This is a genomic window from Kiloniella litopenaei, assembly GCF_000982415.1.
GTDB lineage: Bacteria > Pseudomonadota > Alphaproteobacteria > Kiloniellales > Kiloniellaceae > Kiloniella > Kiloniella litopenaei.
Map to the genome: position 1 here is coordinate 285,620 of NZ_LANI01000002.1, position 18,724 is coordinate 304,343.

Consider the following 18,724-nt stretch of genomic DNA (forward strand, 5'->3'; position numbering starts at 1 on the left):
TTTTGTGTAATTTTGTTTCTTTTTTTCACAAAAATGAAATTTTTACTATCTTTTTTCATTTTATACTGTCTTTATTATGCCAATCATTATTAACATAATTTGGTGTTACAGATGGCGCGGCCCAAAGTAGAAATTCTGCATAAGAACAATCCACAGAAACCAGAAACCGATGAAGAAGCCATCACCGTCGGCGGGCAGATCCGTGATCTGAGAAAAGCCAAACGGATGTCGGTGACGACACTGGCAGAGAAGATTGGCAAGTCCGTTGGTTATGTCAGCCAGATTGAGCGCGGCATTTCAGTCGTCTCCATTCCAATCCTCAATAAAATTTCGGCGGCTCTGGAAGTTTCAAACTCGTGGTTCTTCCATGGCGAAGATGTCGCCGACCCCACGGAAAAAAGTCACATCGTCCGTCACAACCACCGACGTCGCCTCAGCTTTACCGGATCAGGCATGGTCGAAGAACTGATGTCCCCGGATCTCAGTGGCGATGTAGAATTGATTATGGGGCGTTTCGCACCCGGTTCTGCCACGGGGGAAGAACAAATTTCCCGCGAAAAGGTTGAGGTTTCCGGGCATGTCATCAAGGGAAGTGTCGCGGTTGAAATTGGGGATCGCACTTACGAACTTGGCCTTGGTGACAGCTTTCGCATCAACCCCGGCGAACCCCATAAAACCTATAACAATGGCGTGGAAGAAGCAGAGGTTCTCTGGATACTCTCTCCACCCCACTATTAACACGATCTGTGATCGATACTCGTTGGGGGTTGCACTCTAGCCTATCCCCAACAGAACAAAACAATATCCCGGGGCCACACCCTTCTTATATGGCCTCTCTTGTATGGAATTAGTACGATGGCGAATAAAAAAGCTCTTCCCCAACAGGCACAGGTTGTCATTATTGGCGGTGGTGTAATCGGCTGCTCAGTAGCCTATCATCTGACCAAACTTGGCTGGAAAGATGTTCTGTTACTGGAAAGAAAACAGCTCACCTGTGGCACGACATGGCATGCCGCAGGGTTGGTGGGGCAGCTCCGTGCGACAGAGAACCTGACCAAGATGGCGAAATACACCGCCGATCTATACAAAAACCTTGCCGCTGAAACAGGACAGGAAACCGGACTGGTTCACACGGGGTCTGTTTCTGTTGCGCAAACCGAAGGTCGCTTTGAAGAACTCAAACGCGGTGCTTCCATGGCGCGAAACTTTGGTCTGGAAGTTGATGTTATTACCCCCGAACAGATTCTGGAACACTATCCCATTGCCGATGTCAGCAACCTTGTTGGCGGCGTGTATCTGCCGGGGGACGGACAAACAAACCCGATTGACACAACACAGGCCCTTGCCAAAGGTGCTCGCCTGGGTGGCGCCACGATTATCGAAGGCATCAAGGTCGAAGACATCATCACAGAACCCGGCCCAAATGGCAGTAAGGTAACGGGTGTTGTCACCGATCAAGGTGAAGTACGTGCTGAAATCGTTGTGAACTGTGGTGGAATGTGGGCGCGTGAAGTGGCTAAAAAGGTCGGTGTAAATGTACCTCTTCATGCCGCCGAGCACTATTACATCGTGACCGAGGCCATAGATGACCTGCCCAAGCTACCAACACTCCGCGACCCGGATGGCTATAACTACTACAAAGAAGATGCGGGCAAGCTGTTGATTGGCTGCTTCGAGCCAAACGCAGTGCCTTGGGGTCACAAGGGTATTCCCGACAACTTCTGTTTCGATGAGCTTCCTGAAAACTGGGATCAGTTCACCCCGGCACTGGAAAACGCCATGGCGCGTATTCCTCTATTGGAAAGTGCTGGTATCCACACCTTCTTTAATGGTCCGGAAAGTTTTACCCCCGACAACCGTTTCTATCTTGGCGAAGCGCCCGAGATGAAGAATTTCTATGTTGCCGCCGGCTTTAACTCTACGGGAATTCAATCCGCTGGTGGTGCAGGTAAAATTCTGGCGGACTGGATTGTTCGGGGGCATTGCCCGGTTGATATGTGGGATGTTGATATCCGTCGCGTTCAACCATTCCAAGGCGGTGACCAATATCTCTTTGATCGCACGACAGAGGCTCTTGGTTTACTTTATGAAATGCATTGGCCGGAAAAACAACCCGTGACCTGTCGCGATATCAAGCGATCCCCCATCCACGACCGTTTGGAAAAAGCCAACGCCTGTTTTGGACAAATGGCGGGCTGGGAACGCGCCAACTGGTTTGCGCCCGAAGGTGTCGAACCAAAGTATGAATATTCCTATGGTCCGCAGAACTGGCATGACTATTGTGGTGCAGAATGTAAAGCCGCCCGTGAAAATGTCGCCCTTTTCGACATGAGCTCTTTCGGGAAATACATGGTACAGGGCAAGGATGCGGTGAAAATTCTCAACCGGATTTCCGGTGCCAACATCGACGTGCCAGTGGGCAAGATGGTCTATACCCAATGGCTCAACGAGCGCGGCGGCATCGAAGCCGATCTGACTGTGACCCGTCTGGCAGAAAACAGCTTTATGGTGCTTTCATCCGGGGGCACACAGACCCGTGATTTTCATTTCCTCAACAGCCATATTTCAGAAGACGACCATTGCTTTGCAACAGATGTCACATCGGGCTATGCGCTCTTTGCCGTTATGGGACCAAACAGCCGCGAGTTGTTGAAAAAAGTAACCCCTGCGGATCTTTCCAACGCTGCCTTCCCTTTTGGAACCTGTCAGGAAATAGAGATGGGCTATGCCAAGATCAAAGCCGGACGCATCACCTATGTGGGTGAGCTGGGCTGGGAGCTTTACATACCATCCGAATATGCCGTTCATGTCTTAGATACCCTGATGGAAGCAGGAAAAGACATGAACCTCACCCTTGGTGGCATGCACGCTGTGGATACGTTACGCCTGGAAAAAGGTTTCCGCCACTGGAGCCACGAAATTTCGGACGAGGACACCCCACTGGAAGCAGGTCTGGGCTTTGCCATCGCCTGGGATAAACCCGGCGGCTTTATCGGTCGTGAAGCCTTGCTTGAACAAAAGGGCCAACCGCGAACAAAGCGAATGGTTGCCCTACAGCTCAAGGAAGCCAAAACCGCAAAGGGCGAACCACCGATGATGTACCATAACGAGCCAATCTACAAAGGTGATAAAATCGTCGGCAAGATTACATCCGGCCGTTACAGCCATACTCTCGGCAGTTCAATCGGTCTTGGCTATGTCCACGATGAAAACGGTGTTACCGCCGATTGGGTGAACGAAGATAATTTCTCGGTCGAGATCGCCTGTGAGCGTTTCGAGGCAACAGTGTCACTGAAGCCGCTTTACGATCCAAAGTCCGAACGACCTAAAGCAGACGGGTGAAGGTCCGGGAACAAGCCCCAGCCGATTTGTACCAGCCAGTCATCGGCTGCGGGCAGCTTCCCCGCTCGACACCACCTGCCAAGCGGGCACGTAACAAGCCCGTAGAAAACCACTGTACGTATCACTCAAGCCTCCCAAGTTTGAAGTCGTACACCAAGCCATAACTGGGTTCCATCAACCAAGGGACCAACTCTACCGCAGCACTCTAGCGAGTGTTGCGGTATTTTTTTTGGGAATGCTCCGGAATCATTTTTCCTTTAAGGATTCGCTTAGCTTCATTATCAATTCTTGTTTGGATTTTTTTGATAGCTAATTGTAAGGAGGCCATAATTTTGTTTCCGCCTTCCTTCTGACGTTTACTAGTACTCGAAGTATTTCCCATTCTATCAAAACCAGCTAAGGCTTTATCAATCTCAAGCTCAATAAGTAGATGCCAATCTTCACCTTCAATGAACTTTGAATCATTTGCTTTAGCACAGATCCTATAAACCTCATCCACCAAAGAATTAAATTTCTCTTTCTGCAACTTAGAAACTTCTTGAGCCCGACCCTCATGATTCAAGTCTGCATCAAATATCGCGTTTACCTGCTCTATTACAGCCTCAAGTTTTACAATAATTGAGTTAAGAGGCGTGCGAATTACATCTCGTAATTGTTCAAGCTCGTAATCTTGCCGAATTTTTTTATGGTGTAAATGGCGAGTGTGCAAAAAATTAGCAATGTTGCATAATATACTAACTCCAATAGCTATGGCCATTAAAGTTAGTCTCCAGTCCCACTGCACTGTACCCGGGTTTATTATTAGAGCCGTATCTGTGACCTCGGCAAGCACATAAGACGTACTAAATAAAAGTAGATGCAAAGATCCCCCCTTGGCACCAGCTACAAATTTAATCCAGTGCTGTCCTTTTCATAAGGCTACGATCAATCCCACGATTAATCCATTTCATTAATTCAGCATTCGCATGAAACTTATACTGATTAACAAAACCGTCCTTCCCACCCAACTTAACGATACTCTGAGAAAATAAACCTTGGAAAAAGGAAGGAGTAATTACATCCATGTCATCAGGCACACGGACATGTACGACCTCTTTTGAAGAGTCATATTCATCAATTTTAAGAAAGCGACGGACGGCAATTCCCCTATCTTTACCAGACAAGTTATTTATAGACCCGCCTTTCGTAGCTTTAGCTAGGTTAACTTCAACCATTTTCTCCAACCTTTTCTTGTAAATACCCTTCGTCTAAAGTGAAGCGCATCGTAACAATAGTACCTTGCAACTTATAGGGTAGGTCAAACACATAGTCTTCATCGGGTGGATAGTCCAGTGAATTTTTTGCATTAAACCATTGCATCCGAGGTTCTTCAGGGCCTTTTGAAACCCCATTAGAGTATTGCTCTTTGAACATAATGCAGGATTTTCCTGAAACAATTGTTAATTGCGGTTTTCTTTTTACAATCGGACTTGAGCCTAGATCATTCATAAGGCTTACAAATTCCATGATTCCGACCCCACCGCTAATACCTTCCTTTTCTTGATCGAACCTTGAAACACCATCCTGTAAAGCACAAACAGTTCTTAAAGTTTCTCTATTAAATTTTCTTTTAATTAAATGTTTCTCATGTTTGTCACAGTAGGATTCTATTTTTTTATGAGCGCTTTCGGGGGTACTTTCAATTGTTTCACCAATTGACGACCCGACACTCATAATTGATAAATGACACACGTATTCATACGCAGTTGATGAGCTACCGTTTCCTCTTTTTGCCATAAACCCTGCGATGGTCCAATTTCCCGTTTCGCTTTCAGGGTTACTATGCCTTTCACCATTATCTAAAGCTTCGCCTGCCATAACATTTAATTGATTACGGCCACTTTGAGAGAACTCTAAACCAATCTGATTAAGCCATTCATTAATTTTGATAACAAGTTGGTCTTGAATTTTTTCCTTAGTTGTTGGTTCGAGTGCTAGTTTTGAATAACTTTTCTTTGCAGGAATATTTTTTTGCTTCATTGGAAAAGCCCATACATCTTTTTTATTCTTCAAAGACATAAAAGGACCTATTTCAAGAAAATGGCGCAGACCAACAGCCTCAATTACCTTCATGACAGAAGGCTTCATATGCCCACCTTTTGTAATTGGAAGCATATTTTGTTTAATTACGCCAAAAACCAAAAATGGAGCAACATCGAGAACTTGATCATCATCAAAATTAATAATTAAGGATAGAGCTTCAGCTTCAATTTCAGTTAATTTTCTAAAGAACTCCATAGTCCCAACCGGGTTATCCAAGAATGAGAAATCCTGAATAGATAATTCCGTATCTTTCCTCCTGCTAATAGGTGCTTTCCATTTCTCTTCACGAACAGGGTACAAAGCATCCATAATCCGGCATGTTTCATATTTCCCAGCAAGTATTTTTTTAGAAAAACCATGATATTGCGGACCTTTTCGACCGATAACATGGGGCCGAATAAGCTTTGCAGCACCTCTTTTGGCTGCCGCCATTTTTTCTGGAGTTGTCGTATCAACACTCTTTAAATGTTGATCAACTATCAACTTACGCAGTTGCTTAAATTCATCATTTGCCAGCTGGGAAGATAAGTAAACGGGTATTTGAGTACCGTATGTCTTTAGAAGTTCTTGGAGATTTTGTGTTTTTCTTTTTAACCCCATTCAAAAATCCACAGTTTTAAGCTTATTAAGTAATATAAATTTCAACTTTATGTAAGCTAAGCTCATTCTTTCATACACACAACCCCAACAATATCTATATTGTTATTAAAAGATAAAACGTGGTTTCGTATCAAAAAATAAGCTTAAAATTAATATTGGCTGGTGGAACCATTTACTGATTTTCTTGGCTTCCTATTCACCATTTTTGCGCAACAAAGAATACAGTATTTTTTGTGGGGCTTCTGTTACAAAGCTTGAGCAAGACTTACGAAAGTTCTTCCTAACGTCCTTGCTTCCTTTGGCTTTCTCCGGAGATTGAGAATGAATCTCTATATTACCAAAAAGCGTGCGGACATACGACCAGATCAATGCCCCACTATTCCAAGGCATAGTCCTAAATATCGCTCAGGTCTCTTTTGGCTTACAGGCTTAAGGATCGCTTTTTATGGGAAATAAAGGTTTCCAGATCTAGTGGTGTCGCTGTACCAGATTGCTCACCTTCAATCAGTGCTGCGCGGAGTTTTTCCAACCGCAGGTGGTCTTGCCGAATGAGATCGCGCACGTAGTCAGAGGCATTGGCATAACGTCCAGACTGAACATTGTCCTCAACCCACGCCTTCATCTGGTCCGGTAAAGATACATTCATTGTCGCCATCAGACACCTCCTTTAACTAGAAGTTTTATTTAATGGCAAACTTTGTCATTTGTCAATTTTCAGAAAGATCCCTGCTCTTCTCACCACCAGACCATCGCCCTGCATAATTGTTTTGTAGTGAAGAAAAAGACGACTAAAAAAACCTGTTCTCTTTAGGGAAAATTAAGGGCCACTGTTTTAAATAACATCAGTATTAAACGGCCTATGTATTTTTCGTTGGAAGAAAAACACGTTCATTTCCTTTTGTCCGCATCAACATTAAGAGCACATCCTTGACCGACGGAACATCTTTGCAGCATAGAAAAATATTTCTGAAAAACGCGCTATTAATGTGGGCGGGTCTTACTGTGCTGATCGTTGGGCTCAGTGTTTGGCTCTCGGATGGGCATCTGATCTATACACTGGATGATCCCTATATTCACCTGTCTGTTGCCGAGAATATTACTCGGGGGGGTTACGGTGTAAATGCCACGGAATATTCATCGCCCTCGTCTTCAATCCTCTATCCTCTTTTGCTTGCCTTCGGTGAATTTGTCGGGCTTGGGTTTTATACACCGCTTTTATTAAATATCGTTGCAGCCGGGCTTTCCGTTTATATCATTCTGGATTTTTTCTGGTGTTATGTTCTCCCCAGAACCACACCGTCAACAGACAACTTTGCAAATTTGGCCGCGCTGTTATTGATCCTGTCGATCAGCGGTCTTGCCTTGCCCATGACGGGGATGGAACATTCCCTTCATGTCTTGATTGCTTTGACAACCATACGCGGCTTGATTACACTAGCCGAAGGAACGCGCACGCCCCCCTGTCCCAACTGGTTTATCCTTGCTGTGATTTTGGGGCCGCTGGTCCGTTTCGAAGGCATCGCCCTTTCAGGGGCAACACTTGTTGCGCTTTTGTTTTTAGGGCGTTGGCGGCTCGCTGTCTTTATCGGTCTGACGATAACGACACTTATTGCCCTCTATGGCGTCACAATGCTTTCGATCGGGCAATCTATTTTGCCAAGCTCGGTCATGGTTAAATCCAATGTTTTTGTATCTGGAACTGAACAATCAGGTATTGGCAACAGTCTGCTGGCATTGGTAAATAACTTTCAGAACTCCCTATCAGAACGATGGGGAATTATCTTTCTGGTGGCTATTCTGCTGACCTCGCTGTCGATTGTTTGGGCGTGGAGTAAAGGCTCTTTATTCCGTGATCGGCTTTGGTCATCACCCAAATTTATTATTGGCGGCGTTCTTATTCTGACACTGCTGGCCCACATGGTTGCCGGGCGGTACAACTGGTTCCATCGCTACGAAGTCTATGCTGTCAGTGTCATGATCCTTGGCGGTCTTTATCTTTTGAGCAAGAACATCGATACATCAATAATAACCAGCAACTTCAAGGCAAAATTACTCTTTATCGGAACCCTGTTGCTTCTCGTCATCCCCTATGGTCTAGCAACAATCGCAACCCCCTTTGCGTCCAGAGGGATTTATGAGCAACAGTATCAACTGCACCGCTTTGCAACCGATTATTTTGTCCGGCCTGTTGCCGTGAATGATCTGGGGTGGGTATCCTATCAAAATGATCAATATGTGTTGGATCTTTGGGGATTAGGATCGGAAAAAGCACGCAAATTACGTGCGAACGGTAAGTTTGATCCCCAAACAGTTCATACACTGTCGACCAGTAAACAGGTTGACTATGCCATGATCTATCCCGATTGGTTTGAGCAGAGTATTCCTTCGCAATGGTGTCTGATTGCCACGTTGGAAAGCGAAGCAGTAACGGCAGCTTCTGGTACAGTACATTTTTACGCCATTTCAGATTTCGCCACCAAGAACATGCCAGCTTCTTTGGATCGTTTTAGTAAAACTTTGCCTGATAGAGTTATGTTGGAGCGTTTTAAATGCACAAAATAAATGCCTTCATCCGGCTCTAGAACACAACACTGACGCTTAACGAAAAATAAACCATGCTTGGCGCATATCTATTTCTTTGAATATGCAACAACTCTGAAAGATAAGCCTTACGATCGACAATAGACTAAAGTCTGGCCATGATCGGGTTCGGTTATTTTTGATGGGTACTCAGTAGCATGTTTTTGCCAATAGTATGTGTTGAGTGAAGTAAAATTGACTGCCGCCTGTGACCTGAAAAACGTCGAATTTTTGATCGTAAATGATAATCCCGTTATGCAGCGTATTGTGAAAACAATCCTGCGTGCCTTTGACGTAAATGCCCCACGCGTTGCTTCATCTGCCGAAGAGGCCATACAGGCCTTGCGGAATATGCCATCGGATATCGCGATCATTGACCTGGACATGGAGCCAGTGGATGGAAATCAGCTTATCCAGCAACTGCGTACCGAAGAAAATAGTCCGGCCCCTTTTATTCAGATCATTGCTTTGACGGCCTACGCTGAAAAAGAGTTGGTCACAACATCACGAGACAAGGGTATGAATGAATTCTTGCTCAAGCCTCTATCGCCCATGATGCTTTACAAAGCAATCGAACGGATTATCAAACGCCCCCGTCCCTTTGTTCGTATTGACAACTATGTAGGTCCCTGTCGACGCCGTCGGCATGACGACCCGAAAGAAGATCAACGTGAAGACGAAGACGTCAGCTTTATTCCCGAAAACACCTTTCCATGGAATAGAAACGCCTAGCCCGAGGCATCTCTAGAGAAGGTATAGCCCCCTCCTAAACAATAGGGACAGCTAAAGAGCCTTGTTTCCCGTAAGCTTTATAGCCCGTAGATTTATAGCCGAGTAAACTTTATAGTAAGGCCTGAAAACGGGCTGCTCCCTCACGGATAACTGTATCATTTTCTCCCCCAATAAAGAGAAAAGCGTATCCATTTTTACGCCAACTGGCCGCTGCCATGCCTTCCAGCTTTTCCATACCAATGGCTTCAGTATTGCCCTTGTTTGTTTTAATAATGCACAGGGCAACAGGCTGCCCATCGGGGGATAGGTAAGCCATTTGAACCAAGGGCTTCCCCTTGAACCCGAGCAACTGTGCACGTTTGAATGACAACTCAGAATCAGCGGTCATTTTAACCAGATCAAACCCAATCTGTCCTGATATGTCTTTCAGATTTTTCTGTATCTGTTCCGGGGACAACTGAATATTACCGAGGGTATCGCCAACATACAGCGATTGATACGCTGCAACGTAGTGCTTCCACCCCTGCGCTTCGCTTGGTGCAAAATACGTCTTTCCAACCAAACCACCAACAACCAGGCTAATTAAAACCGACGCAGCCAAAGACCCCGCATAAATCAAGCTTCTTGGGCTTTTATTTGATGGTGATGTCCTATCGGTCAGAACATCAGGTAAACCAGGGGCCTGATCCGTCGCCTGTTGCATAGCCGCCTTAAGTTCATCCACCGGGATAGAAAGATCTTCGACGCGCTTTATAAGAACGGCATCATTTTCAAGAGCGGACTCTATTTTTTGTGACAACTCCACAGAGGCTTCGCCATCCAGAAAAGCCGTCAGATCTTCGTCTGAGAAATGTGTCTGCTGGCTCATTCCGACCCCGTCCCTTCTCTGTCCATTCGTTTCGAAATTCTGCCCCGTGCCGCAGCCAGTCGGCTCATAACCGTGCCAATAGGTATATCCAGCACCTGTGCCGCGTCTTTATAACTAAAGCCTTCGACGTAAACCAAAAGAACCGCTATGCGCTGCGCTTCTGGCAATAGGTACACCTCTTTCAACACCTGAGAAGCGTAAATATTCGTTTCTGTGTCCGTTTTTGTATCCGGCACATCAACATCATCAACAGATACCAGCCCGCCGCCCCGACGAACCGCTTGTGATCGTAGCTCATTCAACCAGATCCGTTGCGCAATACGGAAAACCCAACGATCAAGATGCGTACCGGTTTTAAACTTGTCAGCCTTTTCTAAGGCGCGTTCACACGCAGCCTGTGCAAGGTCGTTCGCATTGTCTTTATTTCGCGTCAGAACCAGACAATAGCGCCATAAGCGGGGAAAGATTTCAGCCAATCCCCGACGCACAGTCTCTCTTGATTTTTTTTGACCAAAGATCGGAATAGCCCGGCCTTTCCCTGTTAAATTTGGGTAAAACTAAATAGCTTTAAATCTTCCCATCTAGCAGCTTTAACAAAAGCCAAAGCAATAGACCAGCCCCGACATGAAAGCCTTTATGATTTTGAGGACAATATCCGATGCAGCTCGGAAAGAGGTCAGTTTATTTTGCGCCTGATCTCAAGTCTTCGAACTTATCCCTTCGCACCCATGACCTTTGCCATGTGGTTGAGCTTGGTCAGAAGATCTTGAAATTCATCGAACGTCAGGCCAACAGAACAAGATACATCATGCTGCATCTTTGCCACCCCCTGTTCCAGTAATCGCCCTTGTTCCGTCAGCTTGATCATAACTCTGCGTTCATCCTCGGACGAACGCTGACGGTTGACAAACCCGGCCTGTTCCATTCGTTTAAGCAAGGGAGATAACGTACCAGAATCAAGCCCAAGATCTTTTCCCAAAGCATTCACCGTGGTCTCGTCCTTTGGCTCCAGCGCCAGATACACCAGATACTGCGGATAGGTCAGGTTCAGTTGCTTGAGATAGGGTTGGTACTTTTTTATGATCGCCTGTGAATTACGATAAAGCGCAAAGCACAGCTGTTCTTCCAGCTGTGATACCTTTACCAACGGCAAATCTGCGCCCTCGGAATTAACCTTGGTCCGGGGCAGTGTTTTAAGTGCGCTTTTTGTCATGATCCACAGAAATCATATCAATAAAAACAATAAGAATGGCTGCCTAAGATTACCGTGCTGTTCCAGCTTTGCAACGGGAAAGCCCACAAGCACCAAAGCGCATCGCCTGTCATTTGTGAAGAAGCAGGCAATGCGCTCTGGTTTAACCTTATCAATTAAACAGCCTGATTATGACACAAGCTTGAGTTCAACATCCACATTGCCGCGTGTTGCATTTGAATAGGGGCATACCTGATGGGCTTTTTCAATCAGGTCATTTGCCACAGATGCCTCGATACCTGGAAGACTGATGTTCAATACAACCGCAATGTTAAAGCCGCCAGGGATTGGCCCGATACCAACTTCACCTGCAATTTTTGTTGTATCCGGCAGAGCCACTTTTTCCTTGCCCGCAACAACCTTGAGCGCGCCAATAAAACAGGCAGCATAGCCACCCGCAAACATCTGTTCCGGGTTCACACCGAATGTTCCGGCACCACCAAGTTCTTTTGGTGTTGTCAAAACAATATCCAGCGCCCCGTCATCTGACTTAATGGTTCCTTCACGGCCCCCTGTTGCTTCTGCATAGGCGGTATAAACAACTTTCTCCAGCTTTTGTGCTGCTTGGCTCATAACATTTACTCCTAATAAATTAAATTGTGACAAATTATATTGTGCACAATTTAATTTATGCAAGAAATTATTTTTGTTTTTATAAATGTACTGGACCAATAGTCATTCAACGACCCAAACAACAAAGCCACAAAAGTAAAATAAGACGTTGTGTTGCAACAATTGAACAGCAGGACAAAGTCCAAATTTAAAGTGGTATATGCCCCTGCAAAATCCTGTTCTTTGCGATAAAATCTTGCATAAAGTCTCGTAAACATTTCGCCCGGGCACTCAACAAACGCCCCGTGGGCCAGACAGCAAAAATTTCGCGCTTTGCACCTTGCCACTCTGGTAATACACGTACCAAAGCCCCCTCACTCAATTCCTTTTCAATTTCACTAACAGGTAAAAGAACGATACCATGTCCATCACGGGCAAGTTGGCTTGCCAAGCCTATATCATCGATAATGGTTGTTGCTTGAGGGCGGATCTCTTCCCAACGATGTTTATCGCTATAACCATCGGGACAATACTGAAGTTTCCATAGCGGCACAGTATTTACAAGAATGATCCTGTGTTCTTCTAACGCGTCAAGACCATCTGGCTCTCCTTGATCAGCAAGATAATCTGGTGAAGCAACCAGAATAGTCGACGTCCCCCCCAGCTTCTTTTGAAAAAGCAGAGAGTCTTCCTGGGGACCAACACGCAAAGCCAAATCGACATGCCCCTGATGTATATCCTTGGTCTGATTACTCAGGAAAAGGTTGAGCTGTATTTCCGGATAGAGTCCAATAAATGCCGACCACATAGGCTGTAAGATGCCAACAGAAACATTTGTGGGTGCCAATACAGTTAGCTTACCGTTAAGTTGATGTACATCAGAACTCAAGTTCCTGCTTGTCACCTCAAACTGCTGCACCAAATCTGCATAAGCCCGGTAATAAACCTCTCCCTCTGCTGTAAGACTGAACTTGCGAGCAGAGCGATGAAGTAACTGACACCCCAGCTTGTCTTCGAGCTTTTTCAAGCGACGAGAAACAGTCGCCGACGGCAAGTTCGCATCCAACGCAGCAGCAGCCAGGCTTCGCTTTTGGACAATACGAATAAAAAGAGAGATATCGTCAAACATGATTTCATTAATGGAATTTATAAACTCATTATTCAATATATATCTCATTAATGAAATTTATTAAAGCTATTGCCTGTACCACTCGTCATTTAACCCTCGAGAAATTACTCGAGTAATTAACGGAGCAGAAAATGAACAAACTCTGGATTAGTGCAGGCATCGAACTTCAGGACGGTGCGGATTTAAATACTGTTAAATCAGCGCTCAACCAACTGGTAGCCGACACCGTCAAGGAACCGGGCTGCATCAAATTTGAAATACTACAGCAACAGGATAAGCCTGAATGCTTTACCCTATGGGAATGCTGGGTGAACGATGATGCCCTCAAGGCACATTTCGAAGCCCCACATACCGTCGACTTTCTGGAAAATAATTACACCAAAGTGAACTATATCGAACGCCTGCAAATGAACACTGCGGCCTAAAAAAACAAAGGACGGCACATGAAACACCGCATCGTCTTTTCAATCCTGATGTCCTTCATTCTTTCCCTGTTGATGACCTGTTGGGTTACCTGGATCAATTTGGGATGGGGACCAGACTTCATTGATAAATGGTTTATTGCTTTCCGGCTTGCCTGGCCCGCAGCAGCTGTTATCGCCTTTGCTCTGGGGCCCTTTATCAACATAACGACCCAGCAAATCGTTCGTAAAATTTCGTAATAAAGATAGGTAGGAAATCATGTTACTGGAACGGATCAACTATCCAGAACTGGGATTACCCGTGGGCCCCTATACCCACGCGGTCATACAGGGCGACACGCTCTACACCTCAGGCTTCACAGCCTTTGGCACTGCTGATCAGGATGCGTCAATCGGGGATCAGGCCAAAGCAATCTTTTCTCAACTAAAAAGCATTGCGAAGGCACAAAACATATCTTTACAAAACCTAGTCAAAGTCACTGTTTTTGTGACAGACATGTCAGATATGGATGCCTTGCGAGCCACTTTGGCCGAGATTTATGGGGAACATATTCCCGCAAGCTCCCTCATCAAAATCGAGGCCCTCTTTGCCCCGGAGCTAAAGATAGAAATCGAAGCCATTTTTGCGCTTTAGTAATGCATCCGGCTTGCCCAAAAGGAATGCCAGTCCAAGACCTGTAAAATTTGATTGGGTTTTGGACTGCCCACCTATAAACCAACACGCAACGGGTGCAGCAAAACCAAGCAATCATTCGTTTGCAATAAATCATACAGTTTGATATTTTCCCTGTGGCCGATCAAAGAGGCCGCCGGGTCCGCGGAAAGCTTCATTGCACTTTGCTAAATATTATTGCTTCTGGATTTTCCATTCCCCAGATCAGCGGACCATCGGGTGAAAAATGGGAAAGCCAATGTCTAATCAAACCCCAAATATCGACACATTCAAAAAGCAGGCTAAACGCCTGAAAAAAGCCTACGAAACCGGTGATCATGAGGCACAGAACAGGGTACAAAAAATCCTGTATGACAAGTCCTCACTAACCCACGCAGATTTCCTGTTTGTCATTGCCCGGGAACAGGGGCATGAAAGCTGGCCAAAATTCAAATTTGCCCTTGAAACTCTGGCTATGAACAAAGAACAAAAAGCGGAACGTTTGCGTTCAGCCCTCTATCATGGTCATCAATGGATCATTAAGAAGCTCCTCGACGAAGCCCCAGATCTTGCCTCGTATGATCTCGGTCTCCAGATTGCGACTTATGATATCGAGGCCGTCAGAAATGCGCTGGCTGATACGCCGGGTTTGGCAACCACGCCAATCAAAGGACGCTTGCCTTTTCACTATCTTTGTTTTTCTCATTACATACACCAAGCGCCAGAAAAAGCAGGCAAGATGTGCGACTTGGCCCAGTTGCTGCTTGATAGAGGTGCAGATATTGATCGCGGCATGTCACCTGATTTCAGCCCATCAGAAGATAATGCGCACACTCTATCCCCACTGTATGGCGCAATCGGACATTCAAATAATATGGCTCTGGCCGAATGGCTTTTGGAAAAGGGAGCTAATCCCGATGATAACGAAAGCCTTTATCACGCGACAGAACTGGGACATCACGAAGGTTTAAAGCTGCTCTTAAAACATGGTGCAACCCCCAAAGGTACCAATGCGCTGCCACGGGCATTGGATTTTAAAGACCTGACAGCGGCGCAACTTTTGCTGGATCATGGGGCAGACCCCAACGAAGTTGCAAAAGAACATCCCAGCGGCCAGCCCGTTGATACTATACCAGCACTGCATCAAGCCGCACGCCGACAGTGTGGGTCGGATATTGCCAAACTGCTTTTGAGATACAGCGCTGATGCCAGTTATGTTTGGCAAGGGCATACAGCCTATGCATTGGCTCTTATTCACGGCAATACTGACTTTGCAGATACCTTGACAAAGGCAGGCCATGCGCATCCGCTTAGCCACAACGAAGAAATTCTTGCCAGCTGCTACACAGGACATCCCAAAGGCAAAATTACAGAAGATCTGGAAGATGAAGATCGTCTATTGATTACCCAACTCATTACCCAGCCTGATCGTCTTGATCATGTAAAGTCCCTGGTTGCCGCGGGGTTGGATATCAATCAAAAAGATGCCATGGGATTATCGCCTCTTCATGCCGCGTGTTGGGCTGGCTTGCCGGATCAGGTTGCATACCTGTTAGAATTCAACCCCGATCTCGAACAGCTTAATAATTTTGGCGGGAATGCCTTTTACACAAGCCTTCACGGGGCGTCTAACTGTCCGGAACGCAAACAAAGAGATCACATTTCCTGTGTCAGATTGCTTCTAAAAGCTGGCGCAAAATTTAATCCCCAGGATATCCAGAATGTTGGCTCTGAAAGCATGGCGCAGTTTCTTGAAAGTTGGCTCGAAGATCAGCCCCAAGCAGTGAACTAGCGCTACTCGGGCAGACTGTTACTGCCGTCATTAAGGGGCCGCTGCATGAGAACACTATCCATCCAGCGGCCAAACTTAAACCCGATAGATTTGATTGTCCCGGCCAGCTCGAACCCCATTTTTTGATGAAACGCGATAGATGGCAGGTTTTCAGAATCGCCGATGACCGCGATCATCTGACGATATCCCCTGATCTCGCACTGATTAATCAGGTCCTTCAGCAACAGACGACCAAGCCCTGAACCACGGGCATCCTTGTGGATATAGATCGAATTTTCCACCGTAAAACGGTATCCCGGACGGGGGCGATAGGATGACGCATAGGCATAACCCACAACCCTGTCATCTTGAACAGCAACCCGATAGGGATAGCCCCCGCCGACGACACCATTTTTTCGATTAAGCATTTCAGCTTGATCGGGTGGGATTTCTTCCCAACTGGAAACACCGTGCAAAACTTCATCAGCATAAATTTCCTGAATAGAAGCAATATCGGCATCTTCTACATTTCGAATGGTAATTTGATCTTCGGGCAAGAGGCTCATAATGGTTTTATCTTTTGAAAACAAATAACGTTTACAGCCTTGGCTGGTCACTCACTATCATCGCTATAGACAGATTCTTGCAAGTACAATGAACGCCTTATCCCTAAGACCCCGCTAGATTTCGGCTAAATCGGTCACACGCCGCTCATCCTGCGCATTGCCCGTGTTCACCGTCGTTGCAGGTTCCAGAAGCAAAACCTCACAGGTATCCGATATGGCAACCGGACAATGCTCGACGCCGTGTGGAACAATAATAAACTCCCCTTCGTTGATCACTTCATCACGATCGCGGAACTTCATCATCAAGCTACCTTTGTGAACAAAAAACAACTCATCTTCGACCGCATGATGATGCCAGACAAATTCACCTTCAAACTTGGCAAGTTTAACCATCATATTATTTACCCGTCCTGCAACACGCGGGCTCCAGGTTTCGGTAAATTTGCCAAAGGACTCATCGAGGTTCTTTTTCGAAATCCGGGAAACATGGTCATTTACATCCGCAACGTCTTTCAGAATAGCGCGCAGCTGCGCATCCAGATCATTGCCCTGTGCCGGATATATACCATCCAGAGCAGCGGTCCCGATGGTAAAGCCCCCGGCCCCGGAACTTTTAACAGCAGCAATGCGTTCTTTGGTATCAATCGACCCCGCCATAATCACAGGCTTGTCCGTCGCGGCACAGACCGCAGCCATTAATTTCCCAACATTCTCTGGTGACCGATAGGCCAAAAGGTCCAAGCCATCAACACCTTCGCGTGAAGCCAAACTCTTTGCGCTGGCAACGATTTCATCAATAGATCCCGCAAGGACGCTCGGATGCCCCACAATGTTCCCTGGAAAAGGATAATACTGAATACCAGAGCCTTTAATAATCGGTAGAACAGCATCAACATTGGTTCCCCCAAGCAATATATCCACACCGATCTCTACCGCGGCTTGTGCAGAGGCAATCTCGCTGTCCTGATCCAAAGAGACAACTTCCAGATAACTTGTCGCGCCCCCGTCCTTGATTGACTGATTTAGCTTCTTCAACCGGGCAAAGGGAAGTCCAACATCTTTGAAACCGATATGATGAACACCTGCGGCCAGCGCCGTTTCCAAATGTATCTCGGCATCATCAACGGTTTGGTCATTACGTGTGAGCATAAAGATAAATCGTAATCCCATTACGCGGTATCCTTCATTTTAGATCTAACCAACTGATTTGCATATTTGATCGCGGTCTCAAGGCTTGCGGAATCTGCAATGCCCTGCCCGGCAATATCAAACGCTGTCCCATGATCCGGGCTTGTTCGAACAAAGGGCAGACCAAGGGTAATGTTAACCCCTTTTTCCAATCCCATGTACTTTACAGGGATCAATCCCTGATCATGGTATTGGGCCACAACAATATCAAACTGCCCTTTGCGCGCCTGCATAAAGACCGTATCCCCGGGCCAAGGGCCAGAGACATTAATTCCTTCCTTTTGTGCGGCTTTAATCGCCGGAGAAATAATCTCAATTTCTTCACGGCCAAACAAACCACCTTCACCCGCATGCGGGTTCAGACCAGCAACGGCCACTCTTGGATTTTTAAACCCAAGAGCTATTGCCCCTTCGTGGGCCAATCGGATCGCTGCTATTTGCGCCGCATAGTCGCCGCGCTTGATCGCTTCTGACAACGAGCAGTGAACCGTCACAAGAACGGTGCGGACCTCGTCATTCCCCAGCAACATCGCAACACGCTCTGCCCCGCCCAGATCTGCCAGTATTTCAGTATGTCCGGGGTAGGAAATACCCGCCGCGGACAGCGCCTCTTTGTGTATCGGCGCAGTAACAATGCCGCTGACCCTTCCCGCCACAGCGTGCCGGATGCTTTGGACAATCGCATCATAGGCCGCCTTACCGCACACGGCATTTACCGAACCAAAAGGCGGCAGAGTGTCGAAACAACTTGTCTGTAGCACTTCGATAACACCGGGAGAAAATTCAGCTTCATCAATCTGATCCAGAACCCGTACCACTAAATCACTTTGTGACAGCTTTACCGCGCGCTCCATAACCTTTGGGCATCCGAACACAATGTTTTTCAAGCCATCCGATGACTTGCTTAAACTTGCGACAACAATCTCTGGGCCAATGCCCGACGGGTCACCCATTGTTATTGCCAAGGGCTTTTGTCTATTCTTCATCA

Annotated in this window: 20 protein-coding genes; 8 read left to right on the forward strand and 12 right to left on the reverse strand. The window is 46.3% G+C overall.

Translation table 11 applies throughout. The annotated features are described in order from the left end of the window. Positions 1-111: 111 nt before the first annotated feature. Together WH95_RS02955 and WH95_RS02960 are read left to right on the forward strand one after the other, a co-directional pair. The gene (locus WH95_RS02955; protein WP_046502700.1) at positions 112-738 is read left to right on the forward strand and encodes a helix-turn-helix domain-containing protein; all 627 of its coding nucleotides are present in this window, start codon (positions 112-114) and stop codon (positions 736-738) included. Between the two features lie 117 nt (positions 739-855). Beyond that, positions 856-3,342, forward strand: a complete 2,487-nt coding sequence (locus WH95_RS02960; RefSeq protein WP_046502703.1) for a GcvT family protein — start codon at positions 856-858, stop codon at positions 3,340-3,342. A gap of 205 nt (positions 3,343-3,547) precedes the next feature. Here the strand turns inward: WH95_RS02960 and WH95_RS02965 are convergent, their stop codons facing one another. The 4 genes from WH95_RS02965 to WH95_RS02980 all read right to left on the reverse strand — a co-directional run bounded on the left by WH95_RS02965 (position 3,548) and on the right by WH95_RS02980 (position 6,679). Next, a complete protein-coding gene (locus WH95_RS02965) occupies positions 3,548-4,099 on the reverse strand; it encodes a hypothetical protein (RefSeq protein WP_046502705.1) in 552 nt (183 codons plus the stop codon). Between the two features lie 133 nt (positions 4,100-4,232). Continuing rightward, the gene (locus WH95_RS02970) at positions 4,233-4,556 is read right to left on the reverse strand and encodes a hypothetical protein (protein ID WP_046502708.1); all 324 of its coding nucleotides are present in this window, start codon (positions 4,554-4,556) and stop codon (positions 4,233-4,235) included. Then, positions 4,549-6,024 (reverse strand): hypothetical protein, encoded by a 1,476-nt coding sequence (locus WH95_RS02975; RefSeq protein ID WP_046502710.1) that lies wholly within the window; start codon positions 6,022-6,024, stop codon positions 4,549-4,551. Before WH95_RS02975 ends, WH95_RS02970 begins: the two co-directional genes overlap by 8 nt. A gap of 421 nt (positions 6,025-6,445) precedes the next feature. Next, a complete protein-coding gene (locus tag WH95_RS02980) occupies positions 6,446-6,679 on the reverse strand; it encodes a type II toxin-antitoxin system ParD family antitoxin (protein ID WP_046502712.1) in 234 nt (77 codons plus the stop codon). Between the two features lie 272 nt (positions 6,680-6,951). Between WH95_RS02980 and WH95_RS02985 the strand changes: the two genes are divergently transcribed. Next, positions 6,952-8,586 (forward strand): hypothetical protein, encoded by a 1,635-nt coding sequence (locus WH95_RS02985; RefSeq protein WP_046502713.1) that lies wholly within the window; start codon positions 6,952-6,954, stop codon positions 8,584-8,586. Between the two features lie 198 nt (positions 8,587-8,784). After that, complete coding sequence (locus WH95_RS02990; protein ID WP_157845873.1) at positions 8,785-9,336, forward strand: response regulator; 552 nt, start codon at positions 8,785-8,787, stop codon at positions 9,334-9,336. Positions 9,337-9,445: 109 nt separating this feature from the next. On the opposite strand, the gene WH95_RS02995 is transcribed toward WH95_RS02990, so the two are convergent. The 5 genes from WH95_RS02995 to WH95_RS03015 all read right to left on the reverse strand — a co-directional run bounded on the left by WH95_RS02995 (position 9,446) and on the right by WH95_RS03015 (position 13,173). Then, positions 9,446-10,204, reverse strand: coding sequence for an anti-sigma factor family protein (locus WH95_RS02995; RefSeq protein WP_046502716.1), 759 nt, complete (start codon positions 10,202-10,204; stop codon positions 9,446-9,448). Beyond that, positions 10,201-10,692 carry an RNA polymerase sigma factor gene (locus WH95_RS03000; protein WP_204247685.1) on the reverse strand — a complete coding sequence of 164 codons (492 nt, stop codon included), beginning with the start codon at positions 10,690-10,692 and terminating at the stop codon, positions 10,201-10,203. The genes WH95_RS02995 and WH95_RS03000 overlap by 4 nt, the downstream gene beginning before the upstream one ends. A gap of 224 nt (positions 10,693-10,916) precedes the next feature. After that, the gene (locus WH95_RS03005) at positions 10,917-11,417 is read right to left on the reverse strand and encodes a MarR family winged helix-turn-helix transcriptional regulator (protein ID WP_082113956.1); all 501 of its coding nucleotides are present in this window, start codon (positions 11,415-11,417) and stop codon (positions 10,917-10,919) included. 168 nt (positions 11,418-11,585) lie between these two features. Continuing rightward, positions 11,586-12,029, reverse strand: a complete 444-nt coding sequence (locus WH95_RS03010; RefSeq protein WP_046502718.1) for an organic hydroperoxide resistance protein — start codon at positions 12,027-12,029, stop codon at positions 11,586-11,588. A gap of 187 nt (positions 12,030-12,216) precedes the next feature. Beyond that, positions 12,217-13,173 carry a LysR family transcriptional regulator gene (locus tag WH95_RS03015; protein ID WP_218044429.1) on the reverse strand — a complete coding sequence of 319 codons (957 nt, stop codon included), beginning with the start codon at positions 13,171-13,173 and terminating at the stop codon, positions 12,217-12,219. Between the two features lie 95 nt (positions 13,174-13,268). Here WH95_RS03015 and WH95_RS03020 point away from each other — a divergent pair, with 95 nt between their 5' ends. The 4 genes from WH95_RS03020 to WH95_RS03035 all read left to right on the forward strand — a co-directional run bounded on the left by WH95_RS03020 (position 13,269) and on the right by WH95_RS03035 (position 16,003). Continuing rightward, positions 13,269-13,562: a putative quinol monooxygenase gene (locus WH95_RS03020; protein ID WP_046502719.1), complete on the forward strand. Its 294-nt coding sequence runs from the start codon at positions 13,269-13,271 to the stop codon at positions 13,560-13,562. Between the two features lie 18 nt (positions 13,563-13,580). Further along, complete coding sequence (locus WH95_RS03025; RefSeq protein ID WP_046502722.1) at positions 13,581-13,799, forward strand: DUF2798 domain-containing protein; 219 nt, start codon at positions 13,581-13,583, stop codon at positions 13,797-13,799. Positions 13,800-13,818: 19 nt separating this feature from the next. Then, positions 13,819-14,193: a RidA family protein gene (locus WH95_RS03030; protein WP_046502725.1), complete on the forward strand. Its 375-nt coding sequence runs from the start codon at positions 13,819-13,821 to the stop codon at positions 14,191-14,193. A gap of 277 nt (positions 14,194-14,470) precedes the next feature. After that, on the forward strand, positions 14,471-16,003 hold the full coding sequence (locus WH95_RS03035) for an ankyrin repeat domain-containing protein (protein ID WP_046502727.1): 1,533 nt from the start codon (positions 14,471-14,473) through the stop codon (positions 16,001-16,003). A 2-nt stretch (positions 16,004-16,005) separates the two neighbouring features. Here WH95_RS03035 and WH95_RS03040 read toward each other — a convergent pair whose 3' ends face one another. From WH95_RS03040 to pdxA, 3 genes are all read right to left on the reverse strand, one after another. After that, positions 16,006-16,548: a GNAT family N-acetyltransferase gene (locus WH95_RS03040; RefSeq protein ID WP_046503318.1), complete on the reverse strand. Its 543-nt coding sequence runs from the start codon at positions 16,546-16,548 to the stop codon at positions 16,006-16,008. 114 nt (positions 16,549-16,662) lie between these two features. Beyond that, positions 16,663-17,718, reverse strand: a complete 1,056-nt coding sequence (locus WH95_RS21660) for a cupin domain-containing protein (RefSeq protein ID WP_046502729.1) — start codon at positions 17,716-17,718, stop codon at positions 16,663-16,665. Next, positions 17,718-18,722 carry a 4-hydroxythreonine-4-phosphate dehydrogenase PdxA gene (gene pdxA, locus WH95_RS03050; protein ID WP_046502731.1) on the reverse strand — a complete coding sequence of 335 codons (1,005 nt, stop codon included), beginning with the start codon at positions 18,720-18,722 and terminating at the stop codon, positions 17,718-17,720. Before pdxA ends, WH95_RS21660 begins: the two co-directional genes overlap by 1 nt. Between the last annotated feature and the right edge of the window lie 2 nt (positions 18,723-18,724).